The sequence below is a fragment of the Priestia sp. D51 genome (assembly GCF_053345675.1).
On the sequence record NZ_JBLTIR010000001.1, the window covers coordinates 857,896 to 869,993 of the forward strand.

The 12,098-nt window shown below is 38.1% G+C and carries 14 protein-coding genes; 11 read left to right on the forward strand and 3 right to left on the reverse strand.

Features of this window, described 5'->3' with window-relative positions; genetic code table 11:
• Nucleotides 1-3: 3 nt before the first annotated feature.
• From ACNHOZ_RS04440 to ACNHOZ_RS04455, 4 genes are all read left to right on the forward strand, one after another.
• The gene (locus ACNHOZ_RS04440; RefSeq protein WP_034270777.1) at nucleotides 4-1,269 is read left to right on the forward strand and encodes a peptidase; all 1,266 of its coding nucleotides are present in this window, start codon (nucleotides 4-6) and stop codon (nucleotides 1,267-1,269) included.
• A gap of 26 nt (nucleotides 1,270-1,295) precedes the next feature.
• Entirely contained in the window at nucleotides 1,296-2,144 is an 849-nt protein-coding gene (gene ablB, locus ACNHOZ_RS04445) for a putative beta-lysine N-acetyltransferase (RefSeq protein WP_048019889.1), read from the forward strand.
• Nucleotides 2,145-2,211: 67 nt separating this feature from the next.
• On the forward strand, nucleotides 2,212-3,624 hold the full coding sequence (kamA, locus tag ACNHOZ_RS04450) for a lysine 2,3-aminomutase (RefSeq protein ID WP_048019890.1): 1,413 nt from the start codon (nucleotides 2,212-2,214) through the stop codon (nucleotides 3,622-3,624).
• 14 nt (nucleotides 3,625-3,638) lie between these two features.
• Nucleotides 3,639-3,917, forward strand: coding sequence for a YokU family protein (locus ACNHOZ_RS04455; protein WP_013058725.1), 279 nt, complete (start codon nucleotides 3,639-3,641; stop codon nucleotides 3,915-3,917).
• Between the two features lie 35 nt (nucleotides 3,918-3,952).
• Here the strand turns inward: ACNHOZ_RS04455 and dat are convergent, their stop codons facing one another.
• Together dat and ACNHOZ_RS04465 are read right to left on the reverse strand one after the other, a co-directional pair.
• On the reverse strand, nucleotides 3,953-4,798 hold the full coding sequence (gene dat, locus ACNHOZ_RS04460) for a D-amino-acid transaminase (protein ID WP_028415114.1): 846 nt from the start codon (nucleotides 4,796-4,798) through the stop codon (nucleotides 3,953-3,955).
• Between the two features lie 121 nt (nucleotides 4,799-4,919).
• Complete coding sequence (locus ACNHOZ_RS04465; protein WP_048019891.1) at nucleotides 4,920-5,957, reverse strand: acyltransferase family protein; 1,038 nt, start codon at nucleotides 5,955-5,957, stop codon at nucleotides 4,920-4,922.
• A gap of 408 nt (nucleotides 5,958-6,365) precedes the next feature.
• On the opposite strand from ACNHOZ_RS04465, the gene ACNHOZ_RS04470 reads away from it, so the two are divergent.
• The 3 genes from ACNHOZ_RS04470 (at nucleotide 6,366) to ACNHOZ_RS04480 (ending at nucleotide 7,934) form a co-directional block, all read left to right on the forward strand.
• Nucleotides 6,366-6,581: a YozE family protein gene (locus tag ACNHOZ_RS04470; RefSeq protein WP_013058722.1), complete on the forward strand. Its 216-nt coding sequence runs from the start codon at nucleotides 6,366-6,368 to the stop codon at nucleotides 6,579-6,581.
• A 230-nt stretch (nucleotides 6,582-6,811) separates the two neighbouring features.
• Nucleotides 6,812-7,498 (forward strand): hypothetical protein, encoded by a 687-nt coding sequence (locus tag ACNHOZ_RS04475; RefSeq protein ID WP_013058721.1) that lies wholly within the window; start codon nucleotides 6,812-6,814, stop codon nucleotides 7,496-7,498.
• A 265-nt stretch (nucleotides 7,499-7,763) separates the two neighbouring features.
• Nucleotides 7,764-7,934: a YozD family protein gene (locus ACNHOZ_RS04480; RefSeq protein ID WP_013058720.1), complete on the forward strand. Its 171-nt coding sequence runs from the start codon at nucleotides 7,764-7,766 to the stop codon at nucleotides 7,932-7,934.
• 58 nt (nucleotides 7,935-7,992) lie between these two features.
• On the opposite strand, the gene ACNHOZ_RS04485 is transcribed toward ACNHOZ_RS04480, so the two are convergent.
• On the reverse strand, nucleotides 7,993-9,054 hold the full coding sequence (locus ACNHOZ_RS04485) for a DUF2515 family protein (RefSeq protein WP_048019892.1): 1,062 nt from the start codon (nucleotides 9,052-9,054) through the stop codon (nucleotides 7,993-7,995).
• Nucleotides 9,055-9,171: 117 nt separating this feature from the next.
• On the opposite strand from ACNHOZ_RS04485, the gene ACNHOZ_RS04490 reads away from it, so the two are divergent.
• The 4 genes from ACNHOZ_RS04490 (at nucleotide 9,172) to ACNHOZ_RS04505 (ending at nucleotide 11,879) form a co-directional block, all read left to right on the forward strand.
• Nucleotides 9,172-9,426 (forward strand): hypothetical protein, encoded by a 255-nt coding sequence (locus tag ACNHOZ_RS04490; protein ID WP_080754470.1) that lies wholly within the window; start codon nucleotides 9,172-9,174, stop codon nucleotides 9,424-9,426.
• A 6-nt stretch (nucleotides 9,427-9,432) separates the two neighbouring features.
• On the forward strand, nucleotides 9,433-10,266 hold the full coding sequence (locus ACNHOZ_RS04495; RefSeq protein ID WP_048019893.1) for a serine/threonine protein kinase: 834 nt from the start codon (nucleotides 9,433-9,435) through the stop codon (nucleotides 10,264-10,266).
• Nucleotides 10,253-11,017: a sporulation protein gene (locus ACNHOZ_RS04500; protein WP_255903333.1), complete on the forward strand. Its 765-nt coding sequence runs from the start codon at nucleotides 10,253-10,255 to the stop codon at nucleotides 11,015-11,017. Before ACNHOZ_RS04495 ends, ACNHOZ_RS04500 begins: the two co-directional genes overlap by 14 nt.
• Before the next feature lie 235 nt (nucleotides 11,018-11,252).
• Nucleotides 11,253-11,879: a phosphatase PAP2 family protein gene (locus ACNHOZ_RS04505; protein WP_048019895.1), complete on the forward strand. Its 627-nt coding sequence runs from the start codon at nucleotides 11,253-11,255 to the stop codon at nucleotides 11,877-11,879.
• The last annotated feature ends 219 nt before the right edge of the window (nucleotides 11,880-12,098 follow it).

Below are 12,098 nucleotides of genomic sequence, written 5' to 3' on the forward strand. Positions count from 1 at the left end.
TACATGAACATACAGCAATCTATTCATAACTGGATGACAGAGCATCGTCAAAGTGCAGTGCGTTTACTCAAGCGTTTCGTAGAAGAAGCAAGCGTACAGGGTTCTGAAAAGCATGCGCAGGCAATTGTCATTGAACGCCTTCGACAGCTGCAGTTAGATATTGATATATGGGAACCAGACGAAAAAACACTTCGTACCCATGAAGCTTTTGCCTCCAACCGTTCTAGTTTCCGAGATAGCCCGAATGTGGTAGGCGTGTTAAAAGGAAAAGGTGGGGGAAAATCCATCATTTTAAACGGACATATTGATGTTGTGCCTCCCGGCGATCTTTCACAGTGGAAGGAAGACCCTTATACGGCCGTTGTAAAAGATGGAAACTTATATGGGCGCGGTGCAACAGATATGAAAGGAGGGAATGTGTCGTTACTTTTAGCGATTCAAGCATTAAAAGAGCTAGGTATTTCATTAAAAGGAGATGTTATTTTTCAAAGCGTAGTAGAAGAGGAAAGCGGAGGGGCAGGAACACTTTCCTGCGTGCTTAGAGGGTATAAAGCAGATGGTGCCATTATTCCAGAACCAACCAACATGAAGATCTTTCCTAAACAGCAAGGGTCGATGTGGTTTCGCGTGACCGTACATGGAGTAGCAGCACATGGAGGGACTCGGTATGAAGGCGTGAGTGCCATTGAAAAAGCAGCTGTTGTGCTTAAACATATTGAGGGTCTTGAAAAAGAGAGAAACAGCCGAATTACAGACCCGCTCTATAATAAAATTCCCATTCCCGTGCCCATTAATATCGGAAATATACAAGGAGGAACGTGGCCTTCTTCAGTTGCTGATCAAGTAGTATTAGAAGGCAGGATAGGAGTTGCTCCGCATGAAAAAATGAAAAATGTCAGAGCGGAAATGAAATCGTGGCTTGAACTTTTGCCTCAGTGTGATGAGTGGTTTGCTGAGCATCCTGTCGACTTGGAATGGTTTGGGGCCCACTGGCTTCCTGGTGAAATTGAATTAGAGCATCCGCTTATGACCTCTCTTTCGTCCTCTTTTTATCAAGTGAAACAGAAACAGCCGATCATTGAAGCATCTCCTTGGGGAACGGACGGAGGGATATTGTCACAAGTTGGAGATATTCCAACAGTTGTGTTTGGACCAGGAGTAACAGAAGTAGCCCACTTTCCGAATGAGTATATTTGTATTCAAACGATGCTTGATGCAGCAGAAATTATTGCGCTCACCGTAGCAGACTGGTGCAGTATTGCGGAATAAGCTAAAAAGGGAGAGGATACAAACAAATGGCGAAACAAGAAACTATTTGTCAACCAACCTTTGCTATGACTCTTTTTTTAGATGAATGTAACAAGCGTCTGAGAATGGATGATTACCGGGGAAATGTGAACGATATTTGCAGCTATATATATAAAGAAATTGATAAGGCAACGTACGAAAAGTGGATTATAAAAGCACGTGCCGAACATCTGTTGGACTGGATGAGCTTGGGATTTTCTTTAGAAGCAACTGTTCCCTACTATTTTAACGGAAGCGACGCGTATCTTTTATGCTACTATACGTCTCAATCCCGCCGAGACAGCGGGGAGACGTTAAAAGAAACAGAGCTGCTTCAAGATGTTTTGAATTTGCCGACATCTGATTATTCTCCTTTATCGAATCAACTGATCATGCGCCGAGCCATTTCATCTGACGCTAAACAACTTTCTCAGCTCTACCGTCAAATCTTCACAGTGTATCCGACTCCCCTCTATGAAGAAGAGTATCTCTCTAGTTTGCTTCAAGAAGATAGTTTGTTTTATATCATCGTTGACAAGAACGATATCGTTAGCGCTGCTTCTGCTGAAATTGACTATGTCTATCACAATGCTGAACTAACGGATTGTGCGACTCTCCCTGCTTACCGAAAGTATGGATTCATGAAGCATTTATTAAGCGCACTAGAGGCGGAGCTAAAACAGAGGCATATTTTTTGTGCATACACAATAGCGAGAGCGCTTTCATTTGGGATGAATGCCGCTTTTCATCAGCTTGGGTATACCTATACGGGACGGTTAACGAATAATTGTTACATTTATAAATCGTTAGAAGATATGAACGTATGGGTGAAGGATCTATCAAAAATTAAAGGATGAGAAATAATTAACCAATTTATGGGCTGTAACATATAACAATAGTAAATCTTCATAAAGGAGCGATTGTATGTTATATGATTTATATAAGCCGTCCCGACATTGGAAAGATATCGAATTATGGAAAGATGTGCCCGAGGAAAAGTGGAACGATTGGATTTGGCAATTAACAAACACAATTCGAACGCTAGATGATTTAAAAAAAGTCATTAATTTAACTCCTGAAGAAGAAGAAGGAGTGCGCATTTCAACCAAAACCATTCCGCTTAATATTACGCCTTACTATGCATCTTTAATGAATCCAGATGATCCTCGCTGCCCCGTCCGTATGCAGTCTGTTCCGGTTGGCCAAGAACTTCATAAAACAAAATACGATCTGGAAGATCCGCTAGATGAAGACGAAGATTCTCCAGTGCCAGGATTGACTCATCGCTATCCGGATCGCGTTTTGTTCTTAGTTACCAATCAATGCTCCATGTACTGCAGATACTGCACTCGAAGAAGGTTTTCAGGACAAATTGGAATGGGCGTTCCAAAAAAGCAGTTAGATGCTGCGATTGCTTATATCGCCAAAACACCTGAAGTACGAGATGTACTCATTTCAGGCGGTGATGGCTTGCTGATTAATGACAACATTTTAGAATATATTTTGAAAAATTTAAGAGCTATTCCCCACGTGGAAATTATTCGAATTGGCACCAGAGCACCCGTTGTGTTTCCACAGCGAATAACGGAAAATTTATGTGCCATTTTAAGAAAATATCATCCAGTGTGGTTAAATACTCACTTTAATACATCCATTGAAATTACGGAAGAGACAAAAAAAGCATGTGAAATGCTTGTCGATGCAGGCGTTCCAGTTGGCAATCAAGCGGTTATTTTAGCTGGGATTAATGACAGCGTAGCTATCATGAAAAAGCTTATGCACGATTTAGTAAAAATACGCGTTCGTCCTTACTATATTTATCAATGTGATTTATCAGAAGGAATTGGGCATTTCCGAGCACCTGTTTCCAAAGGGCTTGAAATTATGGAAGGGCTGCGAGGTCATACGTCTGGCTACGCTGTTCCAACGTTTGTTATTGATGCGCCAGGAGGTGGAGGAAAGATTGCTGTTCAACCAAACTATATTATTAGTCAAAGCGCAAGTAAAGTTGTTCTGCGAAACTTTGAAGGCGTGATTACGACGTATCCGGAGCCAGAAAGCTATGTGCCTGGGCGTGCAGATGATTATTTTCGAGCTGTTTATCCAGAATCGGATGATAAAGATTCTTCCATCGGCATCTCGGGTCTTATGAATGATGCTCAATTCAACCTTGTACCGGAAGGATTAGGGAGAGTAAAAAGACGTAAAACATATGAAAGTGACAGTGCTCACGAAAGCCTAAAAGACAAACGTGAAAAAAGAGATGAATTAAAAGATAAAAAGTTTAAAGCTCAATTGAAAAAAGACGGTAAAAGCGACGATGCTCCATCATCTTAAGGAGGTCCTGTAATATGACTGTTCAATGCGCATGGTGCGAAGAAGAAAAAGCGGTAGAAACAACCAATACCGCATACTGGGAATTGCCAGATGGAACGAGAAGTATCGAAATTACTCATATGCCATGTATCAGCTGTTCAGGTTGCGGGATGTCATATCAAGAAGAAGAGATCATAGAAGAAGTGGAAACACAGCTGCTTCTTGTCGATACAAAAAAACTTGATGAATCCATTCGGTATGATGAGCTATTAAAAGTGCCAAGATTATTAAAGCGCAACTACTTTAAATTCTAAAAATCCGCCCCTTATTTTGTAAGGGGCGGATTTTCTTATTGATAAGCCTTTGTTCCAGCAGTACGTAGGCTGTATGCGTGCTTTAAAGCTACTGTAACAGGACGAACAGTTGGAAGTTCGACTTCGTCTATTTTCGAAACGGGCAAAAGACCAACAGACGTGCTCGTAATAAAAACTTCATCAGCGTCTTTTAAAAAGGAAGGAGTCATATTTTGTTCTCGGATTTGAATGGCTTGTTCCTGCGCACATTCCAGTACGTTAGCGCGCGTAATACCGGATAGAATTTTTCTTGTGGCAGGAGTCGTGAACAAGACGTTGTCTTTTATCGCAAATACATTGCTGCTCGACCCTTCGGTTATGTATCCGTCTTTTACTAAAATAGCTTCTTTGCACCCTTTAGAAGCCGCAGCTTGTTTGGCCAGAAGGTTAGGAAGTAGGTTCAATGATTTGATATAGCAATTAGCCCATCGTTCGTCTTCCAATAGAAGAGTGGAGATGCCTTTTTCATAGGCTTCTTCAGGTGTTTGGCGAGGATGGCGTATTGTGAGTGCTAATTGTGCAGGTACATCAGGAAATAAATGATTTCGAGGAGCAATCCCGCGCGTAACTTGAATATAAATATCAGCGTCTTTTAACGTTGATTTTTCCATTCCTTGACGAATGATGTCCTTTAGTTCCTGTCTTGAAACCGGCAGTTCAATAAAGATTGCCTTTGCACTTCTTTCTAAGCGGTCTAAGTGACGTTCAATCGAAAACGGAACTCCTTTGTATACACGAATAAATTCATAAACACCGTCTCCAAACTGGTGACCGCGTTCATCAATTGGAATAACAGCCTCGTTAATATCTCTAAACTCTCCAGCATAATATGCTAATTCCATCTTGAAAAACTCCCTTCCTTTAGATATTAAAACGTTAACATAAAATTCAGCAAAATGAAATTATTTACTTGGTTTCTCTAAAGAAAATGAAAAAAGTCATACTCCTTTAGGAGTATGACTTTTATGAAAACGTACGTTTGAATGCTAATGAAAATTTCTGAATGGCTTTTTTAGGTGTAACAAACTGAACGATGAGCTTGGTACCGGTGATGAACCAATCGACAATACGGCTGCCAAGAAGCATCGTTACTAAAATGGACAGTGCGATTAAGACGATAATACCCCATGATGTTGGCTCTAGACTTTTTGAGAAGTCAGTTGTAAAGAACCATTTTAAAATGAAGCCGTGCAATAAATACACGTATAGTGATCGCTGTCCAATGCTTGTTAAAGCAAAACCGCGCGTTGGAATTAAAGCCATAAAGGCAAAAGATACAAGAAAAGCAATTCCATAGTGAGAAACGCGCATTAAAAATTCGGCCACATTGTCGTACGTGTTCGTTCCATACAGCATATCTGTGTAAGCCGTGTCGTCTAAGAAAGAATAGCTTCCAATTAATGTAACTAGAAATACGATGGATGCAATGATTCGATTTCGCGCTGTCAAAAGATTTGTAAAAGGCTCTTGTCGCTGTGACAAATAGTAGCCTAAAAGGAAAAACGGGAAGAAGACAAACATTCTGCTAATGCTTAGAATTTTATCAAATCCGTCAATATCAATGAAGCCCATTGCAAGTCCAAGCGAAATAGAGACAGTTAAGCTAATCCACATTGGGAATTTTGCAAAGAAAGGAAGCATTAATTTCCAAAAAATTAAGCTCAGTAGAAACCACATTGCCCATCTAGGAACCAAATATTGAAGCGTGTACGTTTCATCTGTATAAAGCACACTATAATAAAGAGTATAGATCGTTTGGAAAGCTAAGTAAGGAAGAGCCACCTTTGTAAATATTTTTTTGTAATATCCTTTTTTATGGAAATTTTTCGAGAAATAACCTGCTAGTAAAATAAAGACAGGCATATGGAAAATAAAGATAAAGTGATAAATGGACAGCATTCCGCTGCTATCTGTTCGGTACGGAGAAATCATGTGCCCAAATACAACTAAAAAAATTAATACGAATTTAGCATTATCAAAGTAAGCATTTCGAGTATTCATAGTATTATTTTTCCTCAACATATGCTGATGTAAACCTCCCACCAACAAGATTTATTTAAATGGCGATTATTGTTAGAATAACCTTTCACTACGGAATTAAAACATGAATTCTTCTTTTTTGCAATTACATAAAGGCTTGAGAAACCTGTCGAATCAACACTTTTGTTATAAAAACGATGTGTTTTTGTTACAAATGTCTTTTTGAAAAAAGAAAAATATTGATATAACAATATTTATTCGTTACGCTAATAGTGAAATTTGTTTTGCAACTGTAACATGAATTTAATATTTTTTGTCCAGTAAAACACTCATATTGCAGTGTTCGACATCTACATATCACAGAAGAAAGTTGTAGATTTCTTGAAAAAATGATAGAAAAGATACACATACCGCTGGAGGGGGAGTACGATGAAATCCTTTTATCACTATATAATGAAATTCCGATCAAATAAAAAACATGATCGAATGGGAGAGTTTGCGCGAAGTGCTTATGATGATCACAGCTTCCCGAAATCTTCAACAGACTATGACGAACTGAGTTCTTATTTAGAGCTAAACGGACATTATTTATCAAGTATGACCGTATTTGATGAAGCATGGGAGCTTTATCAAAATAATGCGTGAGAAAATAAAAAGAGGCTAGAACAACAGTATTTTAGTTGAAGGAAGATCCGAACGATTCATCGTTCGGATCTTTTTATTTTCCTTAGCCTGTACAATAAGCAGAAAAAAATGATAGAGGGCAATAGATAATAAAGGCTTGGTTCTAAAGATGTTATACTTCCCCTTTTTTAGTTACTGCATATAATATTGTAACTTTTCAGTAGGTGTATGTTTACTAAGGAGGTGCGACGATGGCAGGGAAGAAAAAACCTAAATACGGAATTGGTGAAACAGTCGTTGTAACAATATACGGGACCGTTGGCACTATTACCGATATAAAAGTGATGGATGGGATTTTTGTATATGAAATCAACCATAGTGAAGGTCTTTTTTTAGAAGATACAATTGAACTTCTAGAAGAATATGAAGGTCAAATATTAGTACAGGAAAGAGTAGAGCTTGAATATAAATTTTTCTTCGGCGATATCGTCCAGGTTTTTAATTATGGAAAAGAGTTATTTAAAATCATTGGTATTCGAACAGAAATATGGCGTTATAAAGAGGATTCATGGGAAGATATTGTCTATGAATTGTCACGTGTAACAGATGGAGAATGGCTTGAGGCTAGTGAAGAAGAACTCATTCTCGTAACTCCTCATGAGGAAACAGAAAATTACGCTCAAAGTGTTGATATGTTGTATTTAGGTAAAGAAATTAAAAAGACGGAGTTGCTACCAAAGATGAAAAAACAAAACGGTTCTGAAAAAGAAGAAGTGAGGTTAACTAAAGAAAAGCATGAGATTATAAACGGTCTTTTAGATGTGTACAATGATTATAAATTTTTGTATGAGCTTTTTGAAGATGAAGAATACGCTGAAGTCATGAACTTAGTGCTGAAACATTTAAAAAAGATAGCAAAATCCGAACAAGGAAAATAGCAGGTAGATGCCTAATAAATAAAAGATAGCCGAGATAGATCATCACATCTCTCTTAGCTATCTTTTATTGTGTATACGGCGATGGTAATGAAAAAAGAATGGGTATAATTACCTTTCTATTTAAACTGCTGAAATTTTAGACATACTATTGCCAAATTGTTCATAAATGTGTATAAGGTAAAACTTCAAGCAGAAGATGGAGTGAACCTATTTTTAAGAAAAATAAGGTACGCTAATCCGTTCAAACGGGATAAGGAGTGATATTGTGAAAGAAATCGAAGTGGTCATTGATACGGAAGAAATTGCGGAGTTCTTTTACAATGAACTAGTCAAGCGAGGCTATGTTCCCGCTGAAGAAGAGCTAGGCGAATTAGCGGATATAACTTTTGATTATCTCATTGATAAATGTATTATTGATGAGCAAGATGAAGAATAAAAAGATAGATACATCTGTAACGACGGGGAAACTCGTCGTTTTGTTTATGAGACAGGGGTTATGAAAAAGGATTAGCAGCTTTTATAGCGGATTGCACTTTTATATGATGCTGAAGGGGAATTTTTTTAACTGAAGAATCGGGAATAGAGTCAAGAAGAGAAAATATGCTTTCGTCTTCAAACCAATCTTCTTTTCTTAAAAAAAGATGTATGCGGTCTCCCCAGCTCATAGTTAAAGTCGGGCTATAGAGCTTTTTGGAATGAGTTCTGTCATTTGTAAATATATCTGAATTATAATCGCTTCGAGACCCTGTATGAGGGTGTTTAAGGCTAAAGGTATAAATAGCATCATGCAAGTTTGAATAAAAAAGAAGAACGTATAGGGTTTTTCCCACTTCAATCCGTCTTATCACAGACTCAAAATGGTACACTTTCGTTCCACATAAATCAATTTTATTACCTGAATAATAGGGAAAGACGATTTGAGTCATACCGAGAAAATTTTGAGTGTGAAACTGCCAAGAGTGAAGAACATCACGCTGAAACTCTTTTTTAAAGAGAACATTTTTTTCGATATGATACTGTTCGTTCACAATCAGGGCTATTGATAAGAGCGTTTTGTTTCTATGCTGCCAAAAGTCATTCCAAACAGCTTTCATAAAAGAAGATATGTGAAAGGCGGGGAGTAAATGAAACAGATTGCTGTTTTGCTCTTTGCTTTTTTCATAGAGTAACAGCTGAGCGTAAGCATCATGAAATATCGCTGAGTTGGAATGTTCTAAAAACAAGAAGTATGCGTGCTGTTTCTCTGATGAAAGCAGGGATTTTATTAAGGTAGTGGAGAGATCTGTCATATAATAGCCGCCGTTTCGTGAAACTAAGTGTGCTAAAAGAGCCCAGTGAATTTCAGGGTGTTTTTGATAATAGTCCAAATAAGCTTGTGTACGTGTAACATTGTTTTGATTAGCTTTTTTTACTTTTCTTCGAATTTCTTTAATCCATTTTACATCTTCTCCAATAAAAGAGAGCGGGAGAATAGCAGGAGGTTTGTGCTGCATCATCTGCTGCAGACGAAGAACATCCTCCAATCTAATGAGGGGATTTGTGTCAGTAGAAGTCATGTTAAGCCTCCTTTGAAACGTTTAACTATTTTAAAAAAGGGTAAGGGACTTTTTGAAACCTTTATAACATTTCGTACGTATAAAGGGTAACAAATGTTAAGAAAAGAGGTTTTCTTTATGTTCAGAAAAATATTTGAATCATTAACTGGATCTAAACATCGCCGCTACAGCAGCAGTGATCGACACTACCGACGTCCACGCCACTACAGCAGCAGTGATCATCATCACAGACGTCCGCGTCACCATAGCAGCAGTAGCGATTATAAACGAAGCAAATATTATGACAGCCACAGTCATTCAAAATATGGTCATCACCATTACAAGCGTAAACGCAAAAGCGGAAGCTTCTTCTCAAGCTTTTTCTCAAGTTGATTTGGAATGAAAAATCGAATGTTCAAACACTTTCATCGCTGGCTAGTTGACCGTCCTTTTAAAAAAGGAACAGTCATTTGTGAGTGCTATGAAATCATAAATGTACTGGGAATGGGGAGCTATGGTATAACATATGTTGCTAGTGACATTGTGCAACAAAAAGAGGTAGTAATAAAGCAACTCCGCAAAACGAAGCAGCGCACGCCTCAGGGGCTGAAGTCTTTTCATTATGAAGCAAAACTGCTGTCTCAACTAGATCATCCTCAAATTCCTTCGCTGTATGAAGCTGTTGAAATAGATGAAGGGTGTTTTCTAGTGATGGAGTTGATTCAAGGAAAAACGTTTGAAGATTTAATTTTTGAAGAGAAGCGCGTATATACAGAAGAAAAAGCGCTTGACATTTTACTTGATATTCTAAAAGTAGTTTCCGTTATTCATGAGCAAGGAATCGTTCACCGTGATCTTCGTATTCCAAACATTATTGATGTTAACGGGACCATTTATGTTATTGACTTTGGTCTTGCAAGATTTTTGGGAGCTCATGAAGAAACAAGCAGCCTTATAGAAGAACAGCAGTTTATGAGACAAACATCGGTTGCAAGCGATATCTATGCGCTTGGTCATTTTCTTTTATTTTTATTGTATTCTGGTTATGAGCCGACGGATAAACAAGAAAAAAGCTGGGAACAAGAGCTAAGCTTGTCGGCGCCCATTAAAACCATCATTCAAAAAATGCTGAGAGCAGATGAAGCGTATGAAAGTATTAAAAGTTTACAAAAAGACATTTATGACTATATAAATAGTAAGAACTCGGGGAGGGAAAAGCATGGCGCTATTTAATAAAGCGTTAGCCCGCATTGGAATTGGTGCAGCGCGAGTGGATGCTAAGCTTGTCAATGATGAATTTCGTGCTGGTGAAACGATTGAAGGGATTGTTGAAGTGTACGGCGGAAATGTTGAGCAGAAAATTGACAGTATCTATCTGCGTCTATTCACAACCTATGTAAAAGAAAGAGACGATAAAAAATACAAGCAGGACATTGAACTTAATACGTTTAAGATTAACGACCCGTTTACGATCCAACCATCTGAAACCAAGTCTATTCCTTTTACCTTTCAGCTACCTGATGATACGCCTGTTACATTAGGGAGAACCCGAGTGTGGGTGGCGACGAGCCTCGATATTAAAGATGCGGTTGATCCGTCGGATATTGATCATGTAAAAGTGCTCCCTAACCTTATGGTAACAAGCACAATTGAAGCGATGGAACAGCTTGGCTTTCGCTTGCGCCAAGTCGAGTGCGAAGAAGCTCCTCGCAGGATGAGAAAAAGACTTCCTTTTGTTCAAGAATTTGAATTTGTTCCAAGCGGTGGAGTGTACGCTGGGAAAGTAGATGAAATTGAAATCATCGTGCAGCCGAGCGGCTTACATGACTACGATTTATTTATAGAAGTAGATCGACGGGCCAGAGGACTTGGCGGGTTTTTATCTGAAATGCTGGATGCAGATGAGTCGCTCGTTCATGTTTCTGAAAAAGAAATTCCTCAGTTAAAAAATAGATTAACCAATATTATTTCACGCTATAGCTAACGTGCATAGCTCTCCTTTATTTTTCGTATATTAAAGACAGTAAAAAGAAAGGAGAGAGGTATATGCCGCAATCAAAACAAACGAAAAAAATAAATGCAAAAGAGGAATTTTCGGCTGAATTTGTCGTTCATCAAGCTCCCAAGCCGGAAGACTATATTCAGCCAAAACGTGTGAATAAGTAAAGCATGTAGCACGCTACATGCTTTTTCTTTTAATAGGTTGGAGGAAATAAAAAATGGTAAATCGCACTACAAAATATTCTCTATTTATTGTATCGCTTTTAGCTTTCTTTTTACTCATTTTATTTACGTTTAATACACCTTGGGTGAAACAGCTTGACTTTAATGTACTTCATACCATTGAAGGATGGAGGACGGATACGTTAACACCCATCATCATATTTATAACAACTGTAGGATCTTGGTATGTCACTGCGCCAATATGGTTTGCCATTATAGTACTTCTTCTTTATAAACGAAAAGGATTGCTCGCTTTATATATCACGCTTGTTTTTTGGGGAGTTCGCGCTTTAAATTGGGGATTGAAGGAGATTTTTGCAAGACCAAGACCTGATTGGAGTCAAGTCGTTCCCGCCTCTCACTATAGTTTTCCGAGCGGACATGCCATGAACTCAATGGCGTTTTACAGCGGAGTGCTTTTGTTAATATGGATGTATACAAGAAGCAGGGCTATTAAAACGGCAGCTGCATGCGTAATTGCTATTATTATTTTATTAATTGGATTTAGCCGTTTGTATTTAGGCGTACACTTTTTAACGGATATACTAGCAGGATATTGTGTAGGACTTGCTTGGTCATTAGGAGTCTACCTCCTTTCTAAGCGCCTATATAACCAAAAATAGGAGCAATGGTTACATTTTTTTCGTTAATATTTCATTTTGTTTAAGTAGGCCTATTGATTCATCCATTCAAAAACAACTAATGATAAAATGGGAAACAAATATTTTATGTACATGTTTAATAAGAAAAAACTAGTAATTTCGACAAAAAACGTTTTGATTCGATAAAGGGTTTTCGGATTTTATCACTAATTATATAAGAATACATGACGTAAAAGAGTA

Bases quoted from the DNA above. Each gene is read 5' to 3' on its own strand.
- ACNHOZ_RS04440 (WP_034270777.1), top strand. From the start codon at position 4: ATGAACATACAGCAATCTATTCATAACTGGATGACAGAGCATCGTCAA.
- ablB (WP_048019889.1), top strand. From the start codon at position 1,296: ATGGCGAAACAAGAAACTATTTGTCAACCAACCTTTGCTATGACTCTT.
- kamA (WP_048019890.1), top strand. From the start codon at position 2,212: ATGTTATATGATTTATATAAGCCGTCCCGACATTGGAAAGATATCGAA.
- ACNHOZ_RS04455 (WP_013058725.1), top strand. From the start codon at position 3,639: ATGACTGTTCAATGCGCATGGTGCGAAGAAGAAAAAGCGGTAGAAACA.
- dat (WP_028415114.1), bottom strand. From the start codon at position 4,798: ATGGAATTAGCATATTATGCTGGAGAGTTTAGAGATATTAACGAGGCT.
- ACNHOZ_RS04465 (WP_048019891.1), bottom strand. From the start codon at position 5,957: ATGAATACTCGAAATGCTTACTTTGATAATGCTAAATTCGTATTAATT.
- ACNHOZ_RS04470 (WP_013058722.1), top strand. From the start codon at position 6,366: ATGAAATCCTTTTATCACTATATAATGAAATTCCGATCAAATAAAAAA.
- ACNHOZ_RS04475 (WP_013058721.1), top strand. From the start codon at position 6,812: ATGGCAGGGAAGAAAAAACCTAAATACGGAATTGGTGAAACAGTCGTT.
- ACNHOZ_RS04485 (WP_048019892.1), bottom strand. From the start codon at position 9,054: ATGACTTCTACTGACACAAATCCCCTCATTAGATTGGAGGATGTTCTT.
- ACNHOZ_RS04490 (WP_080754470.1), top strand. From the start codon at position 9,172: ATGTTCAGAAAAATATTTGAATCATTAACTGGATCTAAACATCGCCGC.
- ACNHOZ_RS04495 (WP_048019893.1), top strand. From the start codon at position 9,433: ATGAAAAATCGAATGTTCAAACACTTTCATCGCTGGCTAGTTGACCGT.
- ACNHOZ_RS04500 (WP_255903333.1), top strand. From the start codon at position 10,253: ATGGCGCTATTTAATAAAGCGTTAGCCCGCATTGGAATTGGTGCAGCG.
- ACNHOZ_RS04505 (WP_048019895.1), top strand. From the start codon at position 11,253: ATGGTAAATCGCACTACAAAATATTCTCTATTTATTGTATCGCTTTTA.